Origin of the sequence: Halopiger aswanensis (genome assembly GCF_003610195.1) — an archaeon.
GTDB lineage: Archaea > Halobacteriota > Halobacteria > Halobacteriales > Natrialbaceae > Halopiger > Halopiger aswanensis.
The window spans coordinates 827,417-853,727 of sequence record NZ_RAPO01000002.1; the positions used below are offsets into that span (position 1 = coordinate 827,417).

The 26,311-nt window shown below is 66.3% G+C and carries 27 protein-coding genes; 19 read left to right on the top strand and 8 right to left on the bottom strand.

The genetic code is table 11. The annotated features are described in order from the left end of the window. Window positions 1-7 precede the first annotated feature (7 nt). Window positions 8-1,333, bottom strand: coding sequence for a dicarboxylate/amino acid:cation symporter (locus tag ATJ93_RS11120; RefSeq protein WP_120244706.1), 1,326 nt, complete (start codon window positions 1,331-1,333; stop codon window positions 8-10). On the opposite strand from ATJ93_RS11120, the gene ATJ93_RS11125 reads away from it, so the two are divergent. The 6 genes from ATJ93_RS11125 to ATJ93_RS11150 all read left to right on the top strand — a co-directional run bounded on the left by ATJ93_RS11125 (window position 1,327) and on the right by ATJ93_RS11150 (window position 6,850). After that, window positions 1,327-1,935, top strand: coding sequence for a hypothetical protein (locus tag ATJ93_RS11125; RefSeq protein WP_245977548.1), 609 nt, complete (start codon window positions 1,327-1,329; stop codon window positions 1,933-1,935). The genes ATJ93_RS11120 and ATJ93_RS11125 overlap by 7 nt on opposite strands. 111 nt (window positions 1,936-2,046) lie before the next feature. Then, a complete protein-coding gene (gatB, locus tag ATJ93_RS11130; RefSeq protein ID WP_120244707.1) occupies window positions 2,047-3,537 on the top strand; it encodes an Asp-tRNA(Asn)/Glu-tRNA(Gln) amidotransferase subunit GatB in 1,491 nt (496 codons plus the stop codon). Between the two features lie 148 nt (window positions 3,538-3,685). Further along, on the top strand, window positions 3,686-4,204 hold the full coding sequence (locus tag ATJ93_RS11135; RefSeq protein ID WP_120244708.1) for a hypothetical protein: 519 nt from the start codon (window positions 3,686-3,688) through the stop codon (window positions 4,202-4,204). A gap of 86 nt (window positions 4,205-4,290) precedes the next feature. Then, on the top strand, window positions 4,291-5,328 hold the full coding sequence (locus ATJ93_RS11140; protein ID WP_120244709.1) for an MBL fold metallo-hydrolase: 1,038 nt from the start codon (window positions 4,291-4,293) through the stop codon (window positions 5,326-5,328). A 72-nt stretch (window positions 5,329-5,400) separates the two neighbouring features. Continuing rightward, complete coding sequence (locus ATJ93_RS11145) at window positions 5,401-6,003, top strand: hypothetical protein (RefSeq protein ID WP_120244710.1); 603 nt, start codon at window positions 5,401-5,403, stop codon at window positions 6,001-6,003. A gap of 121 nt (window positions 6,004-6,124) precedes the next feature. After that, on the top strand, window positions 6,125-6,850 hold the full coding sequence (locus ATJ93_RS11150) for a cytochrome c biogenesis protein CcdA (protein WP_120244711.1): 726 nt from the start codon (window positions 6,125-6,127) through the stop codon (window positions 6,848-6,850). 10 nt (window positions 6,851-6,860) lie between these two features. Here the strand turns inward: ATJ93_RS11150 and ATJ93_RS11155 are convergent, their stop codons facing one another. Beyond that, window positions 6,861-7,652 carry an N-acyl homoserine lactonase family protein gene (locus ATJ93_RS11155; protein WP_120244712.1) on the bottom strand — a complete coding sequence of 264 codons (792 nt, stop codon included), beginning with the start codon at window positions 7,650-7,652 and terminating at the stop codon, window positions 6,861-6,863. A gap of 113 nt (window positions 7,653-7,765) precedes the next feature. On the opposite strand from ATJ93_RS11155, the gene ATJ93_RS11160 reads away from it, so the two are divergent. Together ATJ93_RS11160 and ATJ93_RS11165 are read left to right on the top strand one after the other, a co-directional pair. Next, on the top strand, window positions 7,766-7,900 hold the full coding sequence (locus ATJ93_RS11160; RefSeq protein WP_120244713.1) for a transporter: 135 nt from the start codon (window positions 7,766-7,768) through the stop codon (window positions 7,898-7,900). Between the two features lie 266 nt (window positions 7,901-8,166). Beyond that, window positions 8,167-8,454 (top strand): hypothetical protein, encoded by a 288-nt coding sequence (locus ATJ93_RS11165; protein ID WP_147376643.1) that lies wholly within the window; start codon window positions 8,167-8,169, stop codon window positions 8,452-8,454. 98 nt (window positions 8,455-8,552) lie between these two features. Here ATJ93_RS11165 and ATJ93_RS11170 read toward each other — a convergent pair whose 3' ends face one another. Both ATJ93_RS11170 and ATJ93_RS11175 read right to left on the bottom strand, forming a co-directional pair. Further along, on the bottom strand, window positions 8,553-10,322 hold the full coding sequence (locus ATJ93_RS11170) for a GMC family oxidoreductase (RefSeq protein WP_120244715.1): 1,770 nt from the start codon (window positions 10,320-10,322) through the stop codon (window positions 8,553-8,555). Continuing rightward, a complete protein-coding gene (locus ATJ93_RS11175; RefSeq protein WP_120244716.1) occupies window positions 10,322-11,455 on the bottom strand; it encodes a gluconate 2-dehydrogenase subunit 3 family protein in 1,134 nt (377 codons plus the stop codon). The genes ATJ93_RS11170 and ATJ93_RS11175 overlap by 1 nt, the downstream gene beginning before the upstream one ends. Window positions 11,456-11,646: 191 nt before the next feature. Here ATJ93_RS11175 and ATJ93_RS11180 point away from each other — a divergent pair, with 191 nt between their 5' ends. Continuing rightward, a complete protein-coding gene (locus ATJ93_RS11180) occupies window positions 11,647-12,966 on the top strand; it encodes an NAD(P)/FAD-dependent oxidoreductase (RefSeq protein ID WP_120244717.1) in 1,320 nt (439 codons plus the stop codon). Between the two features lie 43 nt (window positions 12,967-13,009). On the opposite strand, the gene ATJ93_RS11185 is transcribed toward ATJ93_RS11180, so the two are convergent. Continuing rightward, a complete protein-coding gene (locus ATJ93_RS11185) occupies window positions 13,010-13,765 on the bottom strand; it encodes a metallophosphoesterase (RefSeq protein WP_120245256.1) in 756 nt (251 codons plus the stop codon). A gap of 90 nt (window positions 13,766-13,855) precedes the next feature. Further along, window positions 13,856-14,872 (bottom strand): archaeosortase A, encoded by a 1,017-nt coding sequence (gene artA, locus ATJ93_RS11190; RefSeq protein ID WP_120244718.1) that lies wholly within the window; start codon window positions 14,870-14,872, stop codon window positions 13,856-13,858. Window positions 14,873-14,977: 105 nt separating this feature from the next. On the opposite strand from artA, the gene ATJ93_RS11195 reads away from it, so the two are divergent. The 8 genes from ATJ93_RS11195 (at window position 14,978) to ATJ93_RS11230 (ending at window position 23,169) form a co-directional block, all read left to right on the top strand. Continuing rightward, entirely contained in the window at window positions 14,978-15,214 is a 237-nt protein-coding gene (locus tag ATJ93_RS11195; protein ID WP_120244719.1) for a hypothetical protein, read from the top strand. Window positions 15,215-15,304: 90 nt separating this feature from the next. Further along, the gene (locus ATJ93_RS11200; protein ID WP_013881355.1) at window positions 15,305-15,715 is read left to right on the top strand and encodes a DUF7124 domain-containing protein; all 411 of its coding nucleotides are present in this window, start codon (window positions 15,305-15,307) and stop codon (window positions 15,713-15,715) included. A gap of 101 nt (window positions 15,716-15,816) precedes the next feature. Further along, window positions 15,817-16,701 carry an aldo/keto reductase gene (locus ATJ93_RS11205; RefSeq protein WP_120244720.1) on the top strand — a complete coding sequence of 295 codons (885 nt, stop codon included), beginning with the start codon at window positions 15,817-15,819 and terminating at the stop codon, window positions 16,699-16,701. Window positions 16,702-16,731: 30 nt separating this feature from the next. Beyond that, window positions 16,732-17,490, top strand: coding sequence for a class I SAM-dependent methyltransferase (locus ATJ93_RS11210; protein ID WP_120244721.1), 759 nt, complete (start codon window positions 16,732-16,734; stop codon window positions 17,488-17,490). Between the two features lie 89 nt (window positions 17,491-17,579). Further along, window positions 17,580-18,116, top strand: a complete 537-nt coding sequence (locus ATJ93_RS11215) for a DUF5815 family protein (RefSeq protein ID WP_120244722.1) — start codon at window positions 17,580-17,582, stop codon at window positions 18,114-18,116. Window positions 18,117-18,367: 251 nt separating this feature from the next. Further along, on the top strand, window positions 18,368-18,568 hold the full coding sequence (locus ATJ93_RS11220; RefSeq protein ID WP_147376644.1) for a hypothetical protein: 201 nt from the start codon (window positions 18,368-18,370) through the stop codon (window positions 18,566-18,568). Window positions 18,569-18,863: 295 nt separating this feature from the next. Then, window positions 18,864-22,061, top strand: coding sequence for a carbamoyl-phosphate synthase large subunit (gene carB, locus ATJ93_RS11225; RefSeq protein WP_120244724.1), 3,198 nt, complete (start codon window positions 18,864-18,866; stop codon window positions 22,059-22,061). Window positions 22,062-22,314: 253 nt separating this feature from the next. Next, window positions 22,315-23,169, top strand: a complete 855-nt coding sequence (locus ATJ93_RS11230) for a midas domain-containing protein (RefSeq protein ID WP_120244725.1) — start codon at window positions 22,315-22,317, stop codon at window positions 23,167-23,169. Between the two features lie 21 nt (window positions 23,170-23,190). Here ATJ93_RS11230 and mvaD read toward each other — a convergent pair whose 3' ends face one another. After that, complete coding sequence (gene mvaD / locus ATJ93_RS11235) at window positions 23,191-24,174, bottom strand: phosphomevalonate decarboxylase MvaD (protein WP_120244726.1); 984 nt, start codon at window positions 24,172-24,174, stop codon at window positions 23,191-23,193. A 147-nt stretch (window positions 24,175-24,321) separates the two neighbouring features. On the opposite strand from mvaD, the gene nth reads away from it, so the two are divergent. Both nth and ATJ93_RS11245 read left to right on the top strand, forming a co-directional pair. Continuing rightward, entirely contained in the window at window positions 24,322-25,005 is a 684-nt protein-coding gene (gene nth / locus ATJ93_RS11240; RefSeq protein ID WP_120244727.1) for an endonuclease III, read from the top strand. A 100-nt stretch (window positions 25,006-25,105) separates the two neighbouring features. Next, a complete protein-coding gene (locus ATJ93_RS11245) occupies window positions 25,106-25,372 on the top strand; it encodes a hypothetical protein (protein WP_120244728.1) in 267 nt (88 codons plus the stop codon). 90 nt (window positions 25,373-25,462) lie between these two features. Here ATJ93_RS11245 and ATJ93_RS11250 read toward each other — a convergent pair whose 3' ends face one another. After that, a complete protein-coding gene (locus ATJ93_RS11250) occupies window positions 25,463-26,284 on the bottom strand; it encodes an NAD(+)/NADH kinase (protein WP_120244729.1) in 822 nt (273 codons plus the stop codon). Window positions 26,285-26,311 lie beyond the last annotated feature (27 nt).

The window sequence follows — 26,311 nt, forward strand, 5'->3', positions numbered from 1 at the left end:
AGTGCAGTCAGTCGTCACCCGCGGCCGTGTCGCCGCCGACCTCGAGGCCCTGCGTCGGATCGGCCCACGAGCCGCTGGTAAAGTCGATCGCGTCGTTCCAGTGAGCGACGACCGTCGTCACCGCGAGGTCGCCGGTCACGTTCGTCATCGTCCGCAGGCGGTCGAGGATCGGGTCGACGCCGGCGACGAAGCCGACCACCTCGAGCGGCAGCCCCAGTTGCGTCAACACCAAGGTCAGCATGATCAGCCCGGTCCCGGGGACGCCGCCGGCGCCGATACTCGCGAGGACGGCGATGAGGACGACCGTCACCTGCTCGACGATCGTCAACTGGACGCCCACGAGGTTCGCCGCGAAGATGGCCACGACGCCCTGGTACATCGCCGTGCCGTCCATGTTGATCGTCGCACCCAGCGGGAGCGAGAACCCGTAGACGCTCTCGTCGATCCGCAAGTTCTCGTCGGCGTTGGACATCGTCACCGGCAGGGTCCCGCTCGAGGAACGGATCGAGAGCGCGGTGACGATCGCGTCCTTCGAGCCCGCGAGGAAGGCGACGGGGGACTGCCGGGTCAGCGCCATAATCAGCCCGCCGAGGTAGACGAGCCCGATGTGGAGCAAGATCGCGACGGTCAACGCGGCGATCAGCACCGCGAAGGAGGCGATGGCGTCGGCGCCGGCCTCGCCGAAGACGGCCGCCATCAGCGCGAAGACGCCGATGACGCCGTACTCCATGATGCCCCAGACGAGCTTGAACAGCGCCTCCGTCCCCGCCTCGACGATGTTGAATATCGACTCGATTCCCGCCTGCACCGTCTCGTCGTCGCTCGACTCCTCGAGGTACAACAGCGCGAGTCCGAAGACGATCACGAAGAAGATCGTCGCGAGGACGTCGCCCTCCGCCATCGCGCCGATCGGGTTCTCGGGGACGATGCCGACCAGCACCTCGACGAAGTCCGGCGTCTCCTCGGGTTCGAACTGGACGTCTTCGGCCAACGTCAGGCCCGTTCCCGGGTTCACCAGGTTGGCCACCGCCAGTCCGATGAAGACCGCGATCGCGGACATCGCGGCGTACAGCGCGATCACCTGGCCGCCGATCCGGCCCAGTTGCGCCGGCGAGATGCGTCTGATCCCCATCAACAGGGTAAAGACCACGATGGGGATGACGATCATGGACAGCAGCCGGACGAAGATATCGCCCAGCGGCTGGAGCACCGTCGCGGGCTGTCCGACCACCAGCCCGACGATCGATCCGAGGACGAACGCTGCACCGATCCGGTAGACGATCGGTACCGACCGGTACCGTTGCCAGTACGATTGGCTGTTTTGTGTTGACATTCAGCACACCTCCAACTAACCCTTTCACAGCATCCGGCAAAAAGACCGGCGTCGTCCCGCAATCACCCCGAACGACTGGACGACCGTCAGTCCGGATCGTCCACCTATTTGTGCTGTCAATCATCTATGGGGTGTATGCCCTCTCGAAGACAGGTCCTCGCACTCGGCGGCGGGCTGAGCACGGTCGGACTGCCGGCTGTACGGCGCTTCGATCCGGCGGCAACTCCCTGACGCTGATTCTGCTGAACTTCGATTCCGAACCTCATACCCTAGCTGTCGAACTATCCCGTCCGAACGCCGACCGCTACTCCGAGGCCGTCGTGTTGCAAGAGCAGTACGACCTCGAGGCGCCGCCGGATGATCCCGATATCGTCGCGGGGAAACACCGGAAACCGGAGGTTCTCGAGAACGACCCGTATCACGTCAGGGTGCGTCTCGAGGACGCCCCCGCGATACACGGGACGTATCGGTACTATCCCGGGTGTCCGGACGACGAGGAGCCTGATTCGCTCTACATCGAAGTCCGGACCGAGTACGAGAGCGACGAGCGGTACATCCAGTTCACACAGGATCGCTGTAGCGGCAGTTCAGGCTGGTTCTAAGTAACGTACTATCCGCCGGTCGTCTCGCGACGGGACCTACGTCCGCAACCGCCGGCCGCCGTCGACCGCCAGTCGTTACGCTTTACCCCAACCAGCCCGAATCGGGGCCCAATGACTGCCCAGACCGTCCAGCAGGGCGACCTCGTGACCGTCATCGGGCTCGAGGTCCACGTCCAGCTGGAGACCGACACGAAGATCTTCTGTGGCTGTTCGACCGAGCCGACCGACGAGCCCAACGAGAACGTCTGCCCGGTCTGTCTCGGCCTACCGGGCGCGCTGCCCGTCCTCAACGAGGCCGCCGTCGAGGCCGCCGTCAAGATCGGCAAGGCCATCGACGCGGACATCCCCGAGGAGACCCGGTTCCACCGCAAGAACTACTACTACCCCGACCTGCCCAAGAACTTCCAGATCACCCAGTACGACGAGCCGATCTGCGCCGACGGCGAACTCGAGGTTTCCGTCGAGGGCACCCGCCGCTCGGTGACGATCGAACGGGCCCACTTAGAGGAGGACCCGGGGAGCCTCCAGCACGTCGGCGGCGGGATCGACACCGCCGACTACACGCTGGTCGACTACAACCGCGCCGGCACGCCGCTGATGGAGATCGTCACGGCGCCGGACTTCCGGAGTCCCTCCGAAGTGCGCGCGTTCCTCGCCGAACTCGAGGAAGTCCTCGAGTACCTGGGCGTCTTCAACGCCGAGCGCGACGGCAGCCTCCGTATCGACGCCAACCTCTCGATCATCCCCGAGGACGAAATCGACGGCGACGGCGTCGACGAGATCGGCGAGGACGCCCTCGCGGCTGCCAACCGCACCGAGGTCAAGAACATCTCGAGCCACAAGGGCGCTGAAAAGGCCCTCGCGTACGAGGAAACCCGACAGAAGAACGCGATCCAGCGCGGCCGCGCGGTCGAGCAGGAGACCCGCCACTGGGACGAATCGCGGGGCATCACGGTCTCGATGCGCTCGAAGGAAGAGGAGAAAGATTACCGGTACTTCGAGGAGGCCGACCTGCCGCCGCTTCGCGTCTCCCACTGGAAGGAAGAAATCGCCATTCCGGAACTGCCCTCCGCCCGCCGCGAGCGGTTCCAGGAGGAGTACGGTCTGAGCGAGGAGGCCGCCTCCAAGCTCACCTCGACCAAGCAGGTCGCGGACTTCTACGAGAACGTCGCACAGGAGTTCGACCCCGACCTCGCGGCGACGTGGGTCGCGGACAACCTGCTCGGCGAACTCAACTACCGCGACATGGAGATTACGGAGATCGAGGGCCGCCTCGAGGAGGTCACGCGGCTCGTCGAACTCGTCGCCGAAGACGAGATCACAGCCAAGAACGCCCGCGAGACGGTGCTGCGCTCGATGCTGGACGACGGCCGCACGCCGGACGAGGTCGTCAAGGAGGAAGGACTGGGCAAGACCGGCGAAGACGAGGTCCAGCAGGCAGTCGTCGAGGCGATCGATGAGAACCCCGGTGCCGTCGAGGACTACGAATCCGGCGACGACGGCGCGATCAACTTCCTCGTCGGCCAGGTCATGCAGAAGACCGGCGGCAGCGCCGACCCCGGCGACGTGAACCAGTTGCTCCGGGCCGAACTCGAGGGGTAACCGCCGCACCGACGTTCTATCGACCACCGGTAGCGTACCGGTAGGCGCTGTCTCGGTTGGACTTTTGCCGCGGACCACAAGACCGTAGTTTCGTTCGAGTAGTAGTAAGAACCATCAGTTGATACTGCGACTAGTCACCGACAGCGACATGCTCGACCGGATTCCAGTCGGCGAACTCTCGTTGCTGATCGCGCTCGTCGCCGCTCTGCCGTATCTGATCAAACTCTGCCTGTATTACGGCTGGCAGCCAGCGATCGACGTCTCGTACGATACCGTTCTGAAGATACGGAACGGCTCTAACGTCCGGGTTCATGCGACGACTGAATACCATCTCGACCCGCAGATCCACGAGCGAGCGGTTTCGGAACTGGCAACAAACCGACGCCGGGAGCCGCTGTTCGAGTCGGAGAAGCTGGTCATCGAGGACGAGGAATCCCGACTCGTCCCGGGGACGACGAACGGCATCCCGCTTACGCTCGAGCCGGACACCTCGCTCCGGCTCCGCCTCTATCCACGCGTGCATCTGTCTGAATTCGGACTGCCGCGGTTCTACGGCGACGTCGAACTTCGACCGCTCGAGTACACGATCGAGGCCACGCACTCGCGGGACGACGAGGACGGCACAGCGCGGCGATCCGAGGACGTCATCGAGTCCGGACCGCAGTAGCAGCGGTCGCGGCGAAAGGCCCGAAATCCGGACGGTTCGTTCCGCGACCCGTCGAATTATGGCCGTTCGGCGAATGGTGTCCCGATATGGACAGGATCACGCTGGACAACGAGGAGTTCGAGGGGCGCAATAACGCGTACGTCCTCGCCGACGAGAGCGCCGCCGGGGATGACGACCTCGCGCTCGTCGATACCGGCATCGCGACCACGGACGCGCGAACGCAACTCCGCGAGGGGCTCGCCGAGCGCGGCTACGACTTTACGGACGTCGACGCGGTCGTTCTGACGCACTTCCACCCGGACCACGCGGGACTGGCCGGCGAGATTCAGGCCGCCGGGGACGCGACCGTCTACGTCCACGAAGCCGACGCCCCGCTGGTCGAACAGGAGCCGGACGCCGTCGAGGACTTCGAACGACGCCGCCGCGAGTCACTCGAGCGGTGGGGCGTCCCTGACGAGCCCCGCGACGAACTGCTGGGATTCCTCGCGGCCGCGGACGGTATCACGGGTGAGCCGGCCGACGTGACGCCGATCGAAGACGGCGACGTGCTCGAAGTCGGCGGCCATCGCCTCGAGACGATCCACGCGCCCGGACACGCGGCGGGACTGTGTTGTTTCGAACCGCTCGAGGGCGAGGGTGACGACGCCACCGAGGCGTTCGTCGGCGACGCCGTCCTCCCCGTCTACACGCCCAACGTCGGCGGCGCGGACGTCCGCGTCGAGCGCCCCCTCGAGAAGTACCTCGCAACCCTTCGGCGGATCGCCGACCGCAACTACGACCGTGTCTGGCCCGGCCACCGGGATCCGATCGAGGACCCGACCGACCGCGCGCTGACGATCGCCGCTCACCACCGCGAGCGGACCGAAAACGTCCTCGAGGTTCTTCGGGAGCACGGACAGGCCGACCCGTGGACCGTCAGCGCTCACCTGTTCGGCGACCTCGCGGGTATTCACATCCTCCACGGCCCCGGCGAGGCCTACGCGCACCTCGATCACCTCCGCCACGAGGGCGTCGTCGCGCTCGAGGACGGCGAGTACCGGCTGGTGGAACCAGATCGAGCGTTCGATCTCGACGATCTCGTCCCCGTACCCGTGCCCGATTCCGAAACGACGAGCGACGTGTAGCCCGGTAGGAACGACCGTATCGACGGTCGTACCACAACTGTTGTATTCGTTCAGGCCGAACTAGTTACCAGTATGGCTGATCGTAGCGAGGGGACGGTCGACCGACGGACGCTGCTTCGGGGCCTGGGTGCCGGCTCGATCGTCACTCTCGCGGGGTGTGCCGCGGGTGACGACGGCAACGGGGGAAGCAGCGAGGATGGCAACGGTGACGACGAATCGATCGAGCCCAAACCGGTCGACGTCGACGAAAGCGCAACCTGGCGCACGGCGACGCTCGAGGACGTGCTGACCGGCGAGGAGTTCGCGATCGAGGAGTTCGACCGGCCGGCGGTGGTGCACACGTTCGCGGTCGGCTGCGCAGTGTGTCACAGCCAGCACAGGCAGTTCGTCGACCTACAGGCGAGCGAGACGGACGTCGCCCTCGTCGATCTCACGATCGATCCGGACTACCCTCCCGAGCGGGTCAGCGAGCACGCGACGGACGAGGGCTTCGACTGGCGGTTCAGCGTCTCGCCGGAGGACGTCACGAGTAGCCTCGTCGACGACTTCGGGCAGGAGGTCACCGTCAGCGCCTCCTCGCCGCTCGTCCTCGTCTACCCCGACGGCGACACGTACCGCCTCGAGAAAATTGTAGACGCGGGGCCGCTCGCGTCGGTTATCGAGGAGTACCGGTGATCGGGCGTCCCTCGGCTTCGTTTTCTCTCGCCAACCGCCGTCGTCACCGAATCCGGGGCGCGGTCGACGGCAGCACCCACACCGAACTCGTCCGACAGACTGCACTCGCGCCACAGCCACGATGACGGTCCCACCCACCGCCGCCGCGCTACTCGAGTTCTTCCTGCTGGGTCTCGCGACGCCGCTGACCGCGACCTGCGTCGTGCCGCTGTATCCGAGCTTCATCGCGTATTTGGCGTCCGTCGGCGGACAGGACGAGAGCGGCGGTGCGGACGGCGCGGACGGTCCGTCGGCCATCCTGCTCGGCCTGCTGGTGGTCGCGGGTGTGCTCGCGTTCATGGTCGCCCTCGGCGTGGTATGGACGACCGTCCTGCAGCGATCGATCTCGGACGCCGTCACCGCCCTCTCGCCGCTGGCGTTCGCCGTCCTGGCCGTCGTCGGCGCCGTCCTCCTCGTCGCGCCGAACGGCTTCGCCCGTTTGCCGACGATCGAACCACCCCACAGTCGGTATCCGACGCTGTCGGCGTTCGCCTACGGCTTCTTCTTCGGAACGATCGTTATCCCCTGTAATCCCGGCCTGATCGCGCTCTTTCTCGGCCGCTCGACCGTCGCTTTCCCCGCCTTCGATTCGCAACTCGAGGTCCTGTTGGGGTTCCTCGCGTTCGGTCTGGGGATCGGGACGCCGCTGCTGGCGCTCGCGGTCGTCTCCCAATCTGCCGGCCGGCGCGCGACGCGGACCTTGGCGCGGTACAGCGGCGCGATCAACCGCCTCGTGGGAGTCGTGCTAGTTGCGGTCTCGCTGTACTATCTGATCGTCGTCTTCGAGGTCGTCCCGGTGCTGAACTAGCTCGGACGGTCTACAGCGACCGCAGTCGCTCGAGGTCCTCCCCGTCGTGCCCGCAGATCACGGCGGCGTCTCGTCGGCGCTCGAGGTCCTTGAGGAATCGCAGGCTCTCGAGCCAGTGGCGCTTGCTCCAGAGGAGGCCGCCGCCCATCGGGTGCTCGTCGTGGTAGTTCGCGCGGACGTAGGCCTGGTCGCCGGCGAGAACGACGGTGCCGGCGCTCTCGAGTTCGAGGACGACGCCGAGCAGCCCCGGCGTGTGGCCGGGCAGGTGGACGAACTCCACCCCTTCGAAAGCGTACTCGCGGTCGCCGTGGACGATTTCCCACTCGAGGTCGCGGTCGAAGTCGCCGGCGAGGTAGGCGACGTCGCCCTGGTCGGTCTTGGCGCTGTAGTACGCGTGCTTCAGTTCGCGCTCGTGGACGTAGATCGGCGTCTCCGTTCCCTCGAAGGCGTACAGCCCGCCCGCGTGATCGAGGTGGAGGTGCGTCTGGATCACGTAGTCGATGTCGCCCACGTCGTAGCCCGCGTCGTCGAGGTCGTCCTCGAGCGGTCGCAGGCCGGTGTGTTCGAAGGCGGCGTACAGGTCGTCGGGCCAGTGACCCGCGTCGGCGTCGGGGTGGGACCCGGTATCCCAGAGGATCGTCCCCTCGGGGTGGTCGATCACGACGTTGTAGACCGGTTCCTCGATCAGTTCGGTCTCGGGGTTCGGATCGTCGGCCGTCCCGAGCCGCGCGCCCTCGAGAAGGTTGTTCACGTCGGCGGTGATCGTCCCGCGCTGGATCGGCGTGAGGGTAGCCTCGACCATGCTCTCGAGAACGGGCGGCCGACAGTTAGGCGTGACTGACGCGCCATCGTCCCTTTTCCGCGGGCTGGCAATGCCGGCCGTACCGATACCCATCGTCGCGTCGACACGTCGACATGGTCAAGTTCTCCACGATCGTGATCCTCGTCGGGATCGGCCTGCTGTTCGTCCCGATTCCGCCGATCGCAACGGTGCTCGGAATCATCGTCATTCTCGTCGGAATCGCTCTCAGGGTACTCTTCGACGTCTAAGGCGGCAAAAAGACCGCGATTCGCGACTCGAGCCGTCGCAGGTTCGAGACGGCGCCTCCCAGTGGTCGGGAAGCCGGGTTCGTTACTCGGCGGTACCCGCGAAACTCGGGCTCAGTATCGGTCGTGTCGGTATCGGTGTCGGCGCACAATTCCATCGCTTCGAGCGGTGTCACGGCCTGCCGACTACGGAGTGCTGAACAGAGCGCACGGAGAGGAGCAACTCGAAGCTGGAAGTGAGAAGTGACAGTAGATCTATTAGTTGGGGTGTGTTCGGGGATACCATGGACGCAGGCATGGACGGGAGCGAAGCGGATAGCGAACTGGTCAATAACACCATTGAACTCGAGGAGGATCCGTCGGATTCCGGAGCTGCAGTTCTCGAGTCGATGGGATACGTCGATAGTGACGCCGGAACGCCAAGGACGGACGACCACTTCACCGGTTCGAAGACGTCGATTCTCAAGTCAATCGTGATTTTAGCGGTCGCAGCCGTCTTCGTGTCCAGTCTGCTGTACTACGTCGTCTCGAGCATACTGGTAGTGATTAGCATATAGCAGGAGTGAGCAGTTCGATGTGGGAGAGCTACACACGTACAGAGCACCGGAGTCAGTTTCGCTCGGCGTTCTAACTGAAAAATGCGCTCCGATCCTTGTTACGAGGACGGATCGGCGAGCATCTCCGGCTCGTCGAGATATTCTTGAATTCCCTCGGCCGCGCGGAAGGCCAGCGCCCCGACCGTGCCGGTCGGGTTGTAGCCGCTGTTGTGCGCGAACGCCGACGCGCCGGGGATGAAGAGGTTCGACGCGTCCCAGCACTGCAGGTAGTTGTTCACGACCGACTCCTCGGGGTCGGCACCCATGACCGCGCCGCCGGTGTTGTGCGTCGACTGATAGGGCGTGATGTCGAAACTGCCGTCGAGGCTCGTACTTGCGTCGACCTGGTCGGCGCCCATCTCCTGCATGAGTTCCTCGAGTTGCGGACCGATGTGTTCGACGAGGTTGCGGTCCTGCTCGCGCCAGTCGAAGGTCATCCGCAGCAGGGGCTGGCCGTACTGGTCGGTGTAGTTGGGGTCGAGGTCGAGGTAGTTCTCGCGGAACGGCAGGACGGCTCCCTGCGCCGAGACCGTCACCGAACTGTGGTAGTACTCGAGGCTCTGCTCCTTGAACTCCGAGCCCCACGCCGGCGTGTCCTCGGGGATGGGGTTGTTGGCGATCGGTCGGTCGCCGGTCTGGTTCAGCGCGACGTTACCGCCGTGGAGGAAGTCCAGGTCGGAGTGGTCGAAGTTGTCGCCGTTCAGGTCGTCGAAGGAGGCCCCGAGCGCGCCGGCGCCCATGTAGAGGTTCCACTCCTCGTCGTCGAAGAAGCCGGTCGCGCTGGCCTGGAAGTTCTGGTAACAGTAGTTCTTTCCGACGGTTCCCTCGCCCGTCTCGGGGTCGTAGGGCTCGCCGATGTCCGACAGCAGGAGGAGCCGAACGTTGTTCAGCACGTACGCGGTCAGCGCGACGACGTCGGCCGGCTGTTCGTACACCTCGTCGGTACGTCGATCCACGTAGCGGACGCCCTCGACCTGCTCCTCGTCCTCGTCGTACAGCAACTCGACGACGTCCGAGTGGGTCCGCAGTTCGAAGTTGCCCGTCTCCTGTGCGGCGGGCAGGACGGTCGTGATCGGCGAGGCCTTCGCGCCCCACTCGCAGCCGAACCGCTCGCAGTAGCCGCAGTACTGACACTGGCCCTGCTGGACGCCGTCCGGATTGGTGTACTGCTCGGTCAGGTTCGCGGACGGGGCCTGAAACGGTTCGTACCCCATGTCGTCGGCCGTCTCCTTGAACAGTTCCAGCACCGGCGAGTCCACCATCGGCGGCAGCGGGTAGTCCCGCGAGCGCGGCCCTTCGTAGGGGTTGCCGTCGTCCTGAATCTCGCCCTCGATGTTCCCCGCCGCGCCCGCGATGCCGGCGGTGTACTCGAACGTGTCGTAGTAGGGCTCGAGTTCCTCGTAGCTGATCCCCCAGTCCTGCAGTTGCATGTTCTCGGGAATCTTCTCCTCGCCGTACTCGTCGATCGTCCGCGACTCGATTTCGAAGTCGTAGGGGAGGAAGCGCCACGTTTGGCCGTTCCAGTGGACGCCCGCGCCGCCCTCGCCCGAGCCGGGGAGGAACGCGCCGTAGCGCCGCATCGGGAGGGCGGGTTCGTCGACGTTGTTGCGGAAGGTGATCGTCTCCTTCGAGAGGTCCTGCATCAGCTTGTACCGCAGCGCGTAGCCGAGCTCGTCGTGGACCGTGAAGAAGTCTTCCGTCTCCCGCTCGCCGCCGCGCTCGAGGCTCACGACCTGATAGTCGTTCTGCGCGAGTTCCTTCGCCACGATGCCGCCGGTCCAGCCCGCACCGACGGTGACGACGTCGACCGGCTCGAGTTCTTGCACCATCACCGATCACCTCCCTCGTCCGCGAGGGTGTCGTCGAGATCGCCGTCGCCCTCGCCGTCAGCGTCCGCGTCACCGTCCAAGCTCGCTCGGGTAATCCCATCCTCTTCCTCGTCGATCGCGTCGGTCTCGCCGCGTGCGGCCGCCTCGTCGACGATGTTCGGATAGTCCGCCTCCGCGGCGTCGTGGACGTGGGCGTGGCCCTCCTCGCTCTGTGCGTTCGCCGGTTCGTCGTTCTCGCCGTCGATGCCGAGCGACTCGACGTCGTCCGCGAGTTTGCGGTAGTCGCCCTCCTCGAGTTCGACGTACTCGTCCTCCTCGATCATCTCGCGGTAGCTGCCCAGCGCGCCGGGCGTCCCGGGGAACCCCTTGAGCCGCCAGCCGACCATCTCGCGGTTGCCGCCGTACATCGGGTCGCTGAACATCCCCTCGAGGGTGTTCTGCCGAACCAGCAGGAAGAACCCGTCCGGATCGATGTCGCTGTCCTCGAACGTCTCCACCTCGCCCTCCTCGAGGGCTTCGATGACCTCGTCTTGCTGTTCGTCCTCGAGTCCGGTGAACGAGTCGGCGTCGTACTCGGCCTGGACGTACTCCTCGACGGCGTGGATGCCCTGGTCGTAGGCCTCGTTGGGCGTCAGGGCGTACTGCCAGCCCTGCGTCTCGGACGGATTCGTCTCCGCCCAGGGCACTCTCGGGCTCTCGTCGATGTCCGCGGGTTCTTCCGCATCCTCCTCGAACGGATCGGTCGGATCCTTGCCGGCGAAGGGACCCTGCATGTACCACCGCTCGCCGCGGCCCCACGCCGAGTTCATCTGGCCGTCGATGAAGTAGACGACGCCGGCCTCGGGCGCACCCGGTCCGTTATCGTCCGAGGGGTAGATCCGCGCCGTCATGTCGTGGACGACCCGCGCCTGGCGAATGGTGAAGTACTCGAGGCCCTGCTCCTCGACCTCGACTTCGTCCATCTCCTGTAGCCGCGCAACGTCGAAGTCCTCCGCGTTAAAGGATCCCTGTGCCGGTGCAGCGATACCGAAGACGGCCAACCCGCCGCCGGTTCGCATCAGCCGCCGTCGTGAGACATCGCGCGTGAAGTCGAATCGCGGTTCGTCACCGTCTGGCGTGTCACCATCGGGCATGGGCTTCGGATGGCGAGAAGTCCGTTAGTGCGTCCCCCTGCAGAGGACTGGGGTATTTACGAACCGAACAACTTCCGGAGAAAATGGGATCGAGCGACGGGGCTGCTGTGGGCCGTCACAGTCGAACCGGATATAGTGTTCCTTGCACTGTTAGGTCACCGGTTTTACTCGTCGCTGACCGATTTCCGCGTATGCAGTCGACACCGCAGGTACTCGTCGTCGGCGGAGGGCTCGCCGGCCTCGTCGCAGCCCGGCATCTCGCCGCCGGCGGCGTCGACGTCACGGTGCTCGAGCGCGAGGAAACGGTCGGCGGCCGCGTTCGGACCACCGAACGCGACGGCTACCGATTCGATCGGGGGTTTCAGGTGCTGTTCACCGCCTACCCCGCCGTAAAGCGGGAACTGGACCTCGAGACGCTCGACCTGCGCCGGTTCGCGCCGGGGGCGACGATCGCCCGACCGAACCACCGGTCGACGCTGGCCGATCCGCGACGGGAACCCCGGACGTTGCCGGCGACACTGTTCAATCCGGATGTTTCGACGGGTGACAAACTCCGCGCACTCGCACTCTGGTGGGACCTGCGCAACGAGGATCCGGCAGCGATCTTCGACGGCGATGACGACGCGTCGATCGCCCAGTATCTCCGCGACCGGGGTTTCTCCGACCGGTTTCTCGAGAACTTCGTGGGGCCGTTCTACGGCGGGATCACGCTCGACCGGTCGCTGTCGACCTCGAAGCGCGTCTTCGAGTACACCTTCCGCACGCTCGCGGCGGGCGCGACCGCCGTCCCGGCGGCGGGGATGGGCGCGATCCCGGCGCAACTCGCCGACCGGGCTCGAGAAGCCGGCGCGACGATCGAAACCGGGGTGGCGGTCGAGTCGGTTGCAGCTACGTCGGACGCCCCTTCGAGCGACACACCGGCGAGTACGGACCGGGGCGCGACCGTGGACACTGCCGGCGCCGACGCCCTCGAGGCCGACGCCGTCGTCGTCGCGACCGATCCGCCGACCGCCCGCGAGTTGACGGGCGTCGACGCGATTCCGACGGACGCGCGGGCGTGCGTGACCCAGTACTACCGCCTGTCCGGCGAGGCGGCGATCGGCGCCGACCGCCGCCTCCTGTTGAACGCCGGCGAGGAGGGGCCGAACCACGTCGTTCCCCACAGCGCGGTCGCCCCCGAGTACGCGCCCGCCGGCCAGACGCTGCTGAGCGCGACCTACCTCGGGGAGCGCGAGGAAAGCGACGCGGAACTGGCCGCCCGAACTCGAGAGACGCTCGAGTCGTGGTTCCCCGAGCGCGTTTTCGACGACTTCGAACGCCTCCACACTGACCGGATCGAGTTCGCGCAGTTCGACCAGCCGCCGGGGATCCACGTGGGGCTGCCGGACGCCCGCGATCCGGTCGGGCCGGTCTACCTGGCCGGCGACTACACGCAGTGGTCCTCGATCCAGGGCGCGATGGACAGCGGCCGCGAGGCGGCAAAGGCGGTGCTCGAGGATCTGTCTGGGTGATCTTGCGTCTCGAAAGTCGACTGCGGAATCGGCGGCGAAAGCCCTACAGCAGCCGCCGACACTGCCCGAGCGGCGGGAACCACAGCGATTCCTCACGCTCGCCGTCCCAGACGGCCGGGTAGAAGGCGTCCGCGTCGGCGACAAGCGGCGACTGGAAGTCTCGAGCGCGCATGCCGTTGACGGTGGCGCCGCCGGCGAGTCGGGTGAACGCGGGGAGGACGAGTACGTCCGCAGGGTCGCCCGTGCCGGTGTCGGACTCGTAGACGCCAGGACCGTAGAGGAAACACGGCCGTTTGCGTCCCTCGATCGACAGCGCGGGGTGGTCGTGGCCGACGACGTACCGTTTCGCGTCGGCGGTCGGGCGCTCGTGGCCGTGACAGACGATCGTCTCGCCGTCCGCGAGTCGGTACTCGTCGACGACCGCGCCGTCGAACGCCTCGACTTCCGCGAGCATCGTATCGTGGTTGCCCGGCGTCACCACGAAATCGGCATCGGCTGCGGCGACCGCCGACTCGAGGGCGGATAGGTCTTGCGCGACGCCGTGAGGAATTCGATCGAACGAGTGCAGGAGGTCGCCGGCGACGACGACCGTTCCCGCACCGGTCCGCTCGAGCAGGGCGGCCAGTCGCTCCCGGACGTCGGCGCCGTCGTCGATCGGCGCGTCGACGCTCGAGGCCGCGGCGCGACCGAGGTGGAGATCGGCGACGAGCAGTGCGTCGGCGTCGGGAAGGTAGGCGGCGCGCTCGAGCGGCGAGACGGGAACGTCGACATCGACGTCGACGCCGCCGTCGGTGACGATGGCGGCGTCAGCGTCGGGTTCGCTGAGGGGAGTGTCGGAGCAGTTCACGGATGCTGGTCGAGTTGACGATAGTAACGGACGCGGACGGTATCAGTCGTCGGGTTGCCGGCCGCCGTCGGCGCGAACCTCGTCCACGCCGAGCGCGTCGAAGAGGTCGTAGTCGTTGCCCGTGAGGACGAACAGGACATCCTCGAGCGGCGCGAGCACCTCGGGGACGATCTTGACGACGAGGTAGGTGATCCCGATCAGCGCGAAGACCGACAGCGTCTGGGCGATGTAGTTGTGCGAGACGAGGAAGGAGACCCGACTGGGTTCGGCGCCGAGGTAGGTCGTCATCAGAGAGACGAGCCAGTCCTGCTGGAACCAACCGAGCGGCGACGCGAGGCCGATGAAGACGTTCCGAATCAGGTTGAGGAACCAGATGACGCCGATCGCCAGCGCGAAGGCCGACAGTTTCCGCTTGAGCGGGGCCGAGACGGCGGCGATCAGTCCGCCGAAGATGGCCATGCTCCCGAGACCGGTACAGGAGAGCACGATGTAGGTCGTCCGCCCCGTCGCCGTCTCGTTCGGGTCGAAGTCGAACCGGCTCAGATAGCCGTTTGCGCCCTCGCTGAGGCCGGGACTGTGGCCGAGTAGTTCCATCCCGAAGTGCGTCTGGGCCGCGGTCGTCTCGATCAGCCACTCGCGGACGAACGGAATCGTCTCCGCGGGTAGGTAGATCAGTCCCATGAACGCCACCGCCTTCGTCAGGAGGAACAGCGATCGGCGGTCCTGTAGCATGAGATAGCCGGTGTAGGCACAGAGCGGGAGGGCGGCAAGCGACAGCAGCGTCTCGAGGGGGCTCTGCATCTCGTAGTAGAAGTACGGGACCATCGTCAGCCAGAAGGTCCCGAACGCGAGCCACCCGCCCGCAGCGGTCAGCCGCGCCGGGCGGTCCGCGCCGCGCCATTTGAGGAGCAGCGCCGCGAAGAACGCGCCGATTGCGATCCAGACGATCGCGTCCGACAGCCCGCCGCCGGTGCTCGAAGCGAGCGGCACGGGTGCTGTGGACGCGAGGCCGGCGACCGAAACCGAACCGCTCCCGATCGCCGCGGATAGGGTCGGCATATTCAGGCCGAACCGAAGGACTCTCGCGCTATCAACTTGACGCCTCGCAGACGACCGGCGGCGACGAAACAGTTAAATAGATACTGGTGCTTGGTAACATCACACATGGCCTTCAGTGAACTGTCCGCAGGTGAGCCCTTGGGCCGCCACCTGACGGTACGCCGCGTCGAATCCGTCGAGTCAACCGCGACCGTCCGTCACGTCGATCAACTCGAGACGGACGAGTTACAGGCGTTCTACGACCTGCTCGAGGACGGACAGCCGCTGCCAGCCGAAGAGACAGCCCTCGAAGCCGGCGATATCGTCGTCTTCACCGACTATTTCCGCGTCGAAGCGATCTGAAGGCCACTCGGTGCGGCGAGCGGAAGCGACCGATCCCGGTCAACTGGAAGTATCGAAGCCGTTTTCCCCAGCGGGACCGTTCTGCCCGGTATGAACGGCGATACGGACATGACCCTGGCGTTCGAACTCGAGGCGCTGAAGGAACTCGCCTCGCCCGAGAGCGTCTTCGAGGACGCCAGAGGCTGGACCGAGTACATCGGCGTCGTCTCCGAGAAACCGACCTACGTCGTCACGAACTTCACCCGGAAGAACCGCATCCGGCAGGACTTCTTCTCCGGCCCCCGCGGCAAGGCCGAGAGCCTCGACGGCGTCAAGGACCAGTTCGATACGGAACGGTACGTCTACATCGGCGCCAGCGACGAGGACGAGAAGTTAGCCGGCCGCGTCGGCTGGGAGTATCTCGACGTCGAGGAGGCCGCCGAGGCGGCCGACTGGGTCCTCGCGACCAGCGTCGAGGACGAGGAAGACGACGCCGAACCGGTCCGGGACGACTGGCCCTGAATCGACGGCCGCTTTTCTATCCACAGCATCGCGGCGCCGACGCCGCCGCCTCGAGTCCTCGAGCGCCGACACTTATGTACGATCTCCCCTAGACGTTCGGTATGGAAACTCGTCCCCTCGGCGACACCGGACACGAGAGCACCGTCGCGACGTTCGGCGCGATCGCGCTCAACTGGCTCGAGCAGGCGGGCGCGAATCAGATGGTCGAGCAGGTCCTCGACTACGGCGTCAACCACTTCGACGTGGCGCCGACCTACGGCGACGCGGAGCTCAAACTCGGTCCGAAACTCCGCCAGCACCGCGAGGAGATCTACCTCGGCTGCAAGACCCAGGAGCGCGAGTACGAGGGCGCGCGCCGCAAACTCGAGCGCTCGCTCGACCGCCTCGGAATCGACCACATCGACCTCTACCAGATCCACGGCCTCGAGTACGAGCACGAACTCGAGACGATCACGGGCGAAGGCGGCGCGCTCGAGGCGTTCCGGGACGCCCGGGACGAGGGCCTGATCGGCGACATCGGCCTGACGAGCCACGGGAACCCGCAACTCATCCTCGACGCGATCGACCGAATTGACGACCTCTCGACGGTGATGTTCCCGCTAAACCCCGTCGTGGCCGGCAAGGACGGCGACGAGTACGACTACGAGGCCGTCCTCGAGCGCGCCGAGGAGGAAGGGATCGGAACGCTCGGCATCAAGGCCTTCGCGAAGGGGTCGTGGCCCCCGACGGACGAACTGCCGGAGGACGACCGCCCCTACGCGAACTGGTACGAACCGGTCGACCGACCGGACGAAATCAGAGAGCGATTCGACTTCGCGGCGTCGCAGGGGCTGACGACCGTCGTCACGCCCGGCGATCCGAAACTCGTGGCGATGGTGCTCGACGCCGCCGACCGCTACGAGGAACTGAGCGAGAGCGAACAGCGCTCGCTGATCGAGCAAGCGCGCCACGACGAGAGTCCGGTTCCAGAACAGCTTCACCACTAGATCGGTTTCCGTCCGCTCGAGACCCGCACGATGGATATCCCGAAAACAGTCACGACCGCCCTCGAAGACCGACCGGTCGAGGATGCGGTCTGTCTGGAAGCCGGTGCCGGCGCCGGGAATACGACCGCCGGCCTACTCGCCGGCGGTGCGGCCCGCGTCTACGCCGTCACGAACGACCGCGAGCACGCGCACACGACCGTCGACCGGTTGTTCGCGGACGGGGACGATAGCGGGAGCGGCAGGGCGGACGATCGGCGCGGTCGGGTCGCCGTCCTCGAGGCCGACCTCCGGCAGATTCCCCTCCCGGACGATTCGGTCGATCTTATCACCGCCCACGGGCTATTCAACGTGCTCTCGCCGGCCGATCTCGAGGCCGTCGCCGAGGAGTTGACCCGCGTCGCCGCACCGGGCTGTCACCTCGTGGTCGACGACTACGAACCGCTACCCGACGGCGCCGCCGTCCGGAAGCTGTTCGCCCTCGAGAACGCGGCCGCGGAGCTGGCGGCCGGCCGGCCAGCGCTGACCTTCTACCCCGCGGCGGTGCTCCGTCGCCTGTTCGCCGGCTACGGCTGGGAATTCGATCGACGGCGGACGCTGCTCGAGCCGGTGCCCTGGACCGACAAACACCTCGCGGCCCACGCCGCCGTCGTCCGCGAGCAGACGGAGCGGCTCCCGGACTCGAGCGAGACGGGAAAAATACTCGGCGAGCGCGCCGACCAACTCGCGGACTCGATCGGCTCGGAGTCGGTCGGCGAGATGTACAGCGTCGCGATGCGGCTGCCGACCTAAGGCGGGCGACTCGTGTCGGTACGGCGCCTCGAACGCCCGCGAGCCCGCAAGTCGTCGCCCTTATGCCCGCGCCGGCCGAACACGGACCAATGGCAGAGCCCCGCGTCCCGGGTTCCGGCACCGAACGGCAGCTCGAGCTTCCCTGCGGGGAGACGATGGATCCCCACGACGTCCATCTGGGGATGCGTGATTACACCTGCGCGTGTGGCGACGACCACGCCGTCGTCACCGACGCCCACCCGCCGTCGCGGTTCTTTCCGGAATCGCTCGTGGCCGTCCTTCAGGAGACGATCGAGACCGACGACGAGTTCGATCGGTTCGGCACGCCCCACCTCATGGGCGTCGTTCTGGAGGAGTTCCCCGAGAAGGTCGTCACCTACGACGCCAGCGACGACGGCGCCGTCGGCTACGCAATGTTGTGGGTCACCGACTTCGACTCGCGGCGGCTCCACGAGATCATCGTCGAACTAGTTGTCGAGCTCATGGAGCACGCGATCAGCCACGCCGACGACGACGCTGCGATTTCGGAATTCGAAACGCAGATGCTCGAGTTCGACGTGGGCGAGTTCGTCGAGCAGTACCGCGCCCAGCGGAATTTCGAAAGCGAGCACGATCGAGCGATCTGAGCCGGGCCGTCGATCGACGCCGGTTCCGGATCCAACCCATTCTCTCCGATTTCTTCTATAGCTCGAGATTTGATACGTTTTGAGACGTCGCGCCTACTTACCACAGATTGCACCGGTCAGCGCGACGGCAGTATCCGGCGATCGGGCTCGAGGAGGAATTTCACGAATGGACGTATCAGCGCCCCATGACCTCGTTCTCGCGGCGTGGAACGAACCGTGTCCGTTATCCGTCGCTGGTCCTGAAAGGTACTGTGACATCCCCCGATACCCCATCGGATCCCGAGACACCGGTACCGGCACCTGATACGAGCCAGGAACTGACGGCTCACGGCTACCGGATCACCGTCGACGATGGACGGGATACGTTCTACGCGATTCGGCTCAGCGAACCCGACAGCGATACGGCCTGGATCATGTCCGATACCGTCCGATCGCCGCGCGAGATGCGGTAGCAGCGCAGTACCGCGATAGGACGTCTCGACCAGTAGCCTGTTCCTGTCTCGTTCTCCGCGCGTAACGGCCGAGAGCCGTCGCTGGCGCGCTCGAGTGGTTTCGTCCGGACCGTCGATTCGATCGGCCCTCGTCGCGGATCCGTCGACGTCTCTCCTCTGAGTCCCGATCAGTGGTCAATTTTCCCGCCGTTCGCTCGAGGGTGGGGCCTGAGTTCGAAATTCGAAAATCCGTTTCGAGATTCGCACTGTATCGTGGGGCTTATTACGATGTACGAACTCCGGGAGAACAAGACCAATGAGTACGGACACTACAGACCGTGCAGGGGACGGACGCAAAATCCTCCTGATCGGGAGCGGCCCGATCCAGATCGGACAGGCCGCCGAATTCGACTACTCCGGCGCACAGGCCTGCCGGGCGCTTCAGGAGGAGGGTGCGGAGGTCGTCCTCGTCAACTCCAATCCGGCGACGATCATGACGGACCCGGAGATGGCCGACGAGGTGTACATCGAGCCGATCACGACCGACGCCATCGCCGAGATCATCAAGAAGGAGAACCCCGACGGCGTCATCGCCGGCCTCGGCGGCCAGACCGGGCTCAACGTCACCGCCGAGCTCGCCGAGGAGGGCGTCCTCGACGAGTACGACGTCGACATCATGGGGACGCCGCTGGACACCATCTACGCGACCGAGGACCGCGACCTCTTCCGCCAGCGCATGGAGAAGATCGGCCAGCCGGTCCCCGGCTCGACCACCATCTCGCTCGAGGAAGGCGAGGAGGTCTCGGAACTGACCGAGGAGGACCTCCGCGAACGCGTGCAGGCCGCTGTCGACGAGGTCGGCGGGCTGCCGGTCATCGCTCGCACCACCTACACGCTGGGCGGCTCCGGCTCGGGCGTCGTCCACGACTTCGATGAACTCCTCCAGCGCGTCCGCAAGGGGCTGCGCCTCTCGCGTAACAGCGAGGTGCTGATCACCGAGTCGATCGCGGGCTGGGTCGAGTACGAGTACGAGGTCATGCGCGACGCCGACGACTCCTGTATCATCATCTGCAACATGGAGAACATCGACCCGATGGGCATCCACACCGGGGAGTCGACGGTCGTCACGCCCTCGCAGATCGTCCCCGACGAGGGTCACCAGGAGATGCGCACCGCCGCGCTCGAGGTCATCCGGGAACTCGGCATTCAGGGCGGCTGTAACATCCAGTTCGCCTGGCGCGACGACGGCACCCCCGGCGGCGAGTACCGCGTCGTCGAGGTCAACCCGCGCGTCTCCCGTTCCTCCGCGCTGGCCTCCAAGGCGACCGGCTACCCGATCGCCCGCGTGACCGCGAAGGTTGCCCTGGGCAAGCGCCTCCACGAGATCGAGAACGAGATTACCGGCGAGACCACCGCGGCGTTCGAGCCCGCGATCGACTACGTCGTCACGAAGGTCCCGCGCTGGCCCAAAGACAAGTTCGACGACGTCGACTTCGAACTGACGACGGCGATGAAGTCGACCGGCGAGGCGATGGCCATCGGCCGCACCTTCGAGGAGTCGCTGTTGAAGGCGCTTCGCTCCTCAGAATATGAGCCGGACGTCGACTGGGCCGACGTCTCGGACGAGGAACTCGAGGAGCAGTATCTCGAGCGTCCCTCGCCGGACCGTCCCTACGCGATGTTCGAGGCCTTCGAGCGCGGCTACACCACCGAGGAAGTCGTCGAACTGACGGGCATCTTCGAGTGGTACACCGAGCGCTACAAGCGCATCGCGGAGTCCACCCGCGCGGCCCAGGAGGGCGACTTCACCGAGGCCGCGATCGCCGGCCGCACCAACGCCACGATCGCCGCCGCAGCGGGCGCCGACGTCGACACCGTCGAGCAGGAGGTTCCGGGCCGCACCTACAAGCAGGTCGACACCTGCGCCGGCGAGTTCGAGGCCGAGACGCCGTACTACTACTCCTCGCGCAAGAACGAGTTCGAGTCCGGCCCGCTGAAGGGCGACGCCGCCGCGGGCGAACTCGAGGTCGACCGCGACGTCGAGAGCGTGATCGTCGTCGGCGGCGGCCCGATCCGCATCGGGCAGGGCGTGGAGTTCGACTACTGTTCGGTCCACGCGGTCCGCGCGCTCAGGGAGTTGGGTATCGACGCCCACGTCGTCAACAACAACCCCGAGACGGTCTCGACGGACTACGACACCTCCGACGGGCTGTTCTTCGAACCCATCACCGCCGAGGAGGTCGCCGACGTCGCCGAAGCAACCGGCGCCGACGGCGTGATGGTCCAGTTCGGCGGCCAGACGTCGGTCAACATCGGCGAACCGCTCGAGGACGAACTCGAGCGCCGCGGGCTCGACTGCGAGATCATGGGCACCTCCGTCGAGGCGATGGACTTAGCGGAGGACCGCGACCGCTTCAACGCCCTGATGGACGAACTCGAGATCTCTCAGCCCGACGGCGGGACCGCCTTCTCGAAGGAGGAGGCGCTGCAACTGGCCCACGACATCGGCTACCCCGTCCTCGTCCGTCCCTCCTACGTGCTGGGCGGCCGCGCGATGGACATCGTCTACAGCGACGAGGAACTCGAGACCTACATCGAGGAGGCCGTCCGCGTCTCCCCGGACAAGCCGATCCTCGTGGACGACTTCCTCGAGGACGCCGTCGAACTTGACGTCGACGCCGTCTCGGACGGCCGCGACGTGCTCATCGGCGGCATCATGGAACACGTCGAGAGCGCGGGCGTCCACTCCGGCGACTCCGCCTGTATGATCCCGCCGCGCTCGCTCGACGCGGACACGCTGGCCCGCGTCCGCGAAGTCACGGAGGACATCGCCGAGGGGCTCAAGACGAAGGGCCTGCTGAACGTCCAGCTCGCCGTTACCGGCGTTCACGACCCCGACGCGGAGCCCGAGGTGTTCGTCCTCGAGGCGAACCCGCGCTCCTCGCGCACCGTGCCCTACGTCTCGAAGGCGACCGGCGTCCCGATCGCCAAGCTCGCGGCGAAGGTCATGGCCGGCGAGACCCTCAGCAGTCTCGAGGCCCAGGAGCAGATCCCCGAGCACACCTCGATCAAGGAGGTCGTCCTGCCCTTCGACCGCCTGCCGGGTTCGGACCCGCGTCTCGGTCCGGAGATGAAGTCCACCGGCGAGGTCATGGGTACGGCCAGCGACTTCGGCACGGCCTACTGGAAGGCCCAGCAGGCCGCCCACAACGACGTCAGCGGCGGGACCGCGGTCGTCGACTTGGACGTCGACGGCTTCGAGGACCACTTCGAGATCGCCGAGTTCGACGACGTGCCCCAGGCGATCCGCGAGGGCAAGGTCGACTTCGTCGTCAGCCGCGACCGCGATAGCCTCGAGATGGCCGTCGAAGAGGAGATTCCGTACCTCTCGACGGAAGCCAGCGCCACGGCCTACGTCGAGGCGCTCGAGAGTTTTGACGGCGACCTCGAGGTCGACACCGTCAGCGACCGCCCGAAGCGCGTCGCCGAGTGGGGCGGCGGCGAACTGCAGTAAGCGACCGGCGTCGCCGGGGTCGCGCTCATATCCGGTCCGTACTCACTGTTTCCGTTCGGTCGCTTCGAGCGGCTGTCGACCGATTGTGACGTTTTCTCCTCGTTTTCGACTCCCCTCGCTCGAGTTACTACGCTCTAGCGGTACTGCGCTCCGCTGGCATTCTGTCCGCGACAGGTCGCCGGTATTCGCCGGTCGAACCTTCAACCGTCGGGGCGTCGTAGCCGTCGCAAGCGCATTCGCGTGGAGATTTACGATGTCAGAGGACCCAGATCACGACCTGACGGCGGAACTGCCGGGAGCGGACGAAGAGCGTCTCGAGGAACTGACCGACCAAGCACCGATCGATCCCGAGGCGGCGAAAGACGTCGTCACCGGCATCGACGTCCCCGCGGGGACGCTGTCGCTCGCCGGCGGCGGGCTCTTGCTGCTCTCCGCGCTCCGATCGGCGGGTCGCGGACAGCTGCGCGCGATTCCGAAAGGGATCGCCGCCGCCGGACTGCTCAGCTACGGGCTCGGCAAGCGCGACGCGGACGGCGAGTTTGGACTGCAGTCGAGCACCGGGCTCGGACTCCGGTCGGACGAGGACGAGTCGTCGACGTTCGATCCGAGCAGCGTCGAGGGCGTCGAGAGCGGTACCGAGGGAAAGGAGACATCCGACGCGGCCGCCGCGGCGGCCACCCGACCCGACCTCAGCCAGCAGTCGGAGATCGATCCCGACACCGGCGAGATCGAGGAGTCCCCGACCATCGACGCGGACGAGGACGGCGGCTCGGAGATCGAGTTCACCGAAGACGCCGACGGCTCAAAGGGCGAACTCGAGGCCGAAGACGACGATCCGCGGCGCGATACGGCGGACGACGACGAGCCCCTCGAGATCGACGTCTCCGATTCGGCGATGGCTGACGAAGCATCAGAGGCCACGGGACCGGACCCGGAGCAGGCCCAGCCGGCCCAGACCGACGCGACAGAACCGGAGGAAACCCCCGACGAGGATGCGTCGGACATGAAGGTAGAGCCGGACGACGAGGAGGATATCGTCGACGGGACTGACGAGGAACCGGATGACGATGGGAGCGACTCCGAAGCCGACAACGAAGAAAGCGAGTAGGGAAGACTGCAGCGCAGCCGGTTAGAAGAGGTGCTCGTCCTCGTCGAGCAGGCGCGCGGGGCCGCCGACGTCCCAGATGGTCGTCGAGACGCCGCAGTCGGAAATCTCCTCCTCGACGTACTCGGCGTGTTCCTCGGTGGTGTTGACGTAGACGCTGGCGCCGGTGTCGGTCGAGAAGTAGACCGGAATGTCCTCCTCCTCGCGCAGTTCGCGCACGCGGTTGAAGATCGCGATGGTGGCCGGCTGCCAGTAGACCCACCCCTCCGGGCCGGTCATCGTGGTCGCGGCCAGCGAGAGCGAGTCGTGCTCGGCGAGTTCGAACGCCGCGTCGAAGTCGTCGTTCCGGAGGGCGTCGCGCATCTTCGCGATCTGTCCGTGGATGTGGGCGTTGCGCGCCTGGAACATGTGGCTCTCGGCGGCCTCGTCGTGGGCGTCCTCGGTCTCCTTGTGGTAGGGAACCAGGCCGACGATAATTTTGAGGTCCTCGTGGAGGTCGCTCGGCACCCGCCGCGAGCGGCAGTCCTCGTCGTTCATCCCCGTGTGGAGCTGCGAGAACGCGCCCGTCACCGCGCGGGCGGCCGACGCGGAGCCGACGCGCGCGATGGTCGAGATTTCCTCGCGCGAGGCGTCGAGTTCGGCGGCCTCCGCGAGCGCCATCGCCGCCGCCGCGAAGCCCGAGGAAGAGGAGCCCAGCCCGACGTTCGTCGGGAAGCTGTTCTCGCTCTCGAGGCGTACCGGGTAGACCGTGTGCGCGGCGTCGGATCGCGAGCGAGCCTTCTCGACGACGGCCTCGACGCGCTCTTTGGCTCGCCCCTCGAGTTCCTCGCCGTCGACGACGAAGGTGTCCTCGTCGTAGTCCATCGAGAACTCGACGGTGGTTCGCGTGTGGCTCGGCGCGGTACAGACGCTGATACTGTCGTGGTAGGGAAGCCGCTCGATGTCGTCGCGCATCCCGTGATACTTGACCAACCCCTGGATCGGGTGGGCCATCGCGGTCGCTTTCATACCCAGACACGGGTGTGACGGTCGCTTAAAGTTCACGACCTCGTACCGAACGGCTGACGGCCGACCGACGAGCGATTGACGACCGACCGACAACCGATGGCACCGCAAATCCGAACGCTGAAACGCCGAGCCTCCCACCACTTCCCTATGGGAACCCCACGCGAGACGAGAGCCGAGCAGGCCGAGGAGGTGATCGAGCGACTCGAGGCGGAGTATCCCGACTCGACGATTTCGCTGCGCTACTCGAACCGCCTCGAGTTGCTGATCGCGGTGATCCTCTCGGCTCAGTGTACCGACGAGCGGGTGAACAAGGAGACCGAGCACCTCTTCGAGAAGTACGACGGCCCCGAGGACTACGCCAACGTACCCGAGGAGGAGCTCGCGGAGGACCTGAACTCGATCACCTACTACAACAGCAAGGCGGGCTACATCAAGAGCTCCTGCGAGACGATCCTCGAGGAGCACGACGGCGAGGTGCCGGACACGATGGACGAACTGACGGAGCTGTCGGGCGTCGGCCGGAAGACGGCCAACGTCGTCCTCCAGCACGGCCACGACGTCGTCGAGGGGATCGTCGTCGACACGCACGTCCAGCGGCTCACCCGGCGGCTCGGCCTGACCGAGGAGGAGCGCCCGGAGGCGATCGAGCAGGACCTGATGGAGATCGTCCCCGAGGGCTACTGGCAGCAGTTCACCCACCTCTGTATCGACCACGGGCGGGCGACCTGTACGGCTCGGAATCCCGACTGTGCGGAGTGCGTGCTCGCGGACATCTGTCCCTCCGCAAAGGGCGACGGCGAAATCGACCTCGCGTCCGGCGACCCCTGGTAACTCGGCCATCGGCACTCGAGACGGGCGATATATCGAGACGCCGACTGTCGCAAGCCCAACGTCTTTTCAGGGACCGGCGGTACACCCACTCGGGATCACTATGTCCGATACCGACGATCAGCCCGAACGCGACAACACCGGCAAGGACGAACACGGGCGGGACGTCCAACTCGAGCAGGAGCAAACAGACCCCGAGGAGGCGCGCGACGGTGAGGAACTCACCGAAGAGGAGAAAGAAGCCCGCGAGCGAGCCGACGAGGAGGAGCGCAAGCAGGACATCGAGGGCAAATCCGTACAGCGAGAAGCCGACGCCCTCGAGCAGGAGAATCCGGACAACCACCGGGACGAAGAGCCGTACAACAGCTGATCACCGTTCCGTCTCAGAACGTCCTGCCGGGGAATCGTACCTTTCACTCTTTTCGCCGTTCGTAACGCGGCTCCGCTCGAGTCCGATCCGTTAGCCGTCCGCGAGGAACTCGTCCGAAACGACCAGCGTCGATAGCGCATCCTCGACCGAGATCGTGACGTCCGTCCCGAGTGACACGGCGCCGATCTCCCGCTCGTCGGCGACGACGGTGACGGCGCCCTCGTCGCGCTCGACCGCGAGCCGGAGGTCGTCGTCGGGGAGCACCCACCGCTGGGTCCGCGTGACGAACGGCGCGATCGGACTGACGGCGACGGCGTCGACGGCCGACGAGAGCTGTGGCCCCTCGACCGCGGCGGCGTAGCCGTGGCTCCCGGCCGGCGTCGCGACGACGACGCCGTCGGCGCGAAAGGTCGCGACGCGGTCGCCGCGACACCGGACGCTGTACTCGGAGATACTGGCCGGCTCCGCCGTGACGAGCGTCACGTCGAACAGTGCCCGCTCGCGGACGGGAGCCTCGTCCTCGCCCTCGTCTTCGTCGCCGGGGCTGATTTCGACCGTCAGCAACCCACGGTCACGCTCACGGGCGTCCCCCTCGAGTGCGGCCGCGAGCGCGTCCGGCAGCCGCTTCGGGGCGACCGATTCGATGCCGGCAACGCTGCCAGCCGGAAGGACGGGGGCGTCGGCCCGTGCTCGAGCTACCGCCGAGAGAGACCGTTCGCCGACCGTGACGAGTAGCGCGGGATCGGCCGCGAGGACGGTCTCGAGGTCGCCGCGTTCGATCGCGGCCGCGACGCCGCGGGAGTCGAGGGTGGCTTCGAGGTCTCGAGGGACGTCGACGCCGTCGGTATCGCGGTCGACGACGCCGACGACGGCCCCGGTCTCGTCCCCTCCACTCCGCCCGGCGGAATCCATGTCGGGCAGTTAACGCGGCCGATTCAA

What these genes read in the sequence shown, in the direction of transcription:
- carB (WP_120244724.1), top strand. Translation starts at nt 18,864, where the DNA reads ATGAGTACGGACACTACAGACCGTGCAGGGGACGGACGCAAAATCCTC.
- ATJ93_RS11210 (WP_120244721.1), top strand. Translation starts at nt 16,732, where the DNA reads ATGGATATCCCGAAAACAGTCACGACCGCCCTCGAAGACCGACCGGTC.
- gatB (WP_120244707.1), top strand. Translation starts at nt 2,047, where the DNA reads ATGACTGCCCAGACCGTCCAGCAGGGCGACCTCGTGACCGTCATCGGG.
- ATJ93_RS11135 (WP_120244708.1), top strand. Translation starts at nt 3,686, where the DNA reads ATGCTCGACCGGATTCCAGTCGGCGAACTCTCGTTGCTGATCGCGCTC.
- ATJ93_RS11180 (WP_120244717.1), top strand. Translation starts at nt 11,647, where the DNA reads ATGCAGTCGACACCGCAGGTACTCGTCGTCGGCGGAGGGCTCGCCGGC.
- ATJ93_RS11245 (WP_120244728.1), top strand. Translation starts at nt 25,106, where the DNA reads ATGTCCGATACCGACGATCAGCCCGAACGCGACAACACCGGCAAGGAC.
- ATJ93_RS11145 (WP_120244710.1), top strand. Translation starts at nt 5,401, where the DNA reads ATGGCTGATCGTAGCGAGGGGACGGTCGACCGACGGACGCTGCTTCGG.
- artA (WP_120244718.1), bottom strand. Translation starts at nt 14,872, where the DNA reads ATGCCGACCCTATCCGCGGCGATCGGGAGCGGTTCGGTTTCGGTCGCC.
- ATJ93_RS11205 (WP_120244720.1), top strand. Translation starts at nt 15,817, where the DNA reads ATGGAAACTCGTCCCCTCGGCGACACCGGACACGAGAGCACCGTCGCG.
- ATJ93_RS11170 (WP_120244715.1), bottom strand. Translation starts at nt 10,322, where the DNA reads ATGGTGCAAGAACTCGAGCCGGTCGACGTCGTCACCGTCGGTGCGGGC.
- ATJ93_RS11175 (WP_120244716.1), bottom strand. Translation starts at nt 11,455, where the DNA reads ATGCCCGATGGTGACACGCCAGACGGTGACGAACCGCGATTCGACTTC.
- ATJ93_RS11215 (WP_120244722.1), top strand. Translation starts at nt 17,580, where the DNA reads ATGGCAGAGCCCCGCGTCCCGGGTTCCGGCACCGAACGGCAGCTCGAG.
- ATJ93_RS11160 (WP_120244713.1), top strand. Translation starts at nt 7,766, where the DNA reads ATGGTCAAGTTCTCCACGATCGTGATCCTCGTCGGGATCGGCCTGCTG.
- mvaD (WP_120244726.1), bottom strand. Translation starts at nt 24,174, where the DNA reads ATGAAAGCGACCGCGATGGCCCACCCGATCCAGGGGTTGGTCAAGTAT.
- ATJ93_RS11195 (WP_120244719.1), top strand. Translation starts at nt 14,978, where the DNA reads ATGGCCTTCAGTGAACTGTCCGCAGGTGAGCCCTTGGGCCGCCACCTG.
- ATJ93_RS11120 (WP_120244706.1), bottom strand. Translation starts at nt 1,333, where the DNA reads ATGTCAACACAAAACAGCCAATCGTACTGGCAACGGTACCGGTCGGTA.
- nth (WP_120244727.1), top strand. Translation starts at nt 24,322, where the DNA reads ATGGGAACCCCACGCGAGACGAGAGCCGAGCAGGCCGAGGAGGTGATC.
- ATJ93_RS11200 (WP_013881355.1), top strand. Translation starts at nt 15,305, where the DNA reads ATGAACGGCGATACGGACATGACCCTGGCGTTCGAACTCGAGGCGCTG.
- ATJ93_RS11250 (WP_120244729.1), bottom strand. Translation starts at nt 26,284, where the DNA reads ATGGATTCCGCCGGGCGGAGTGGAGGGGACGAGACCGGGGCCGTCGTC.
- ATJ93_RS11230 (WP_120244725.1), top strand. Translation starts at nt 22,315, where the DNA reads ATGTCAGAGGACCCAGATCACGACCTGACGGCGGAACTGCCGGGAGCG.
- ATJ93_RS11155 (WP_120244712.1), bottom strand. Translation starts at nt 7,652, where the DNA reads ATGGTCGAGGCTACCCTCACGCCGATCCAGCGCGGGACGATCACCGCC.
- ATJ93_RS11150 (WP_120244711.1), top strand. Translation starts at nt 6,125, where the DNA reads ATGACGGTCCCACCCACCGCCGCCGCGCTACTCGAGTTCTTCCTGCTG.
- ATJ93_RS11140 (WP_120244709.1), top strand. Translation starts at nt 4,291, where the DNA reads ATGGACAGGATCACGCTGGACAACGAGGAGTTCGAGGGGCGCAATAAC.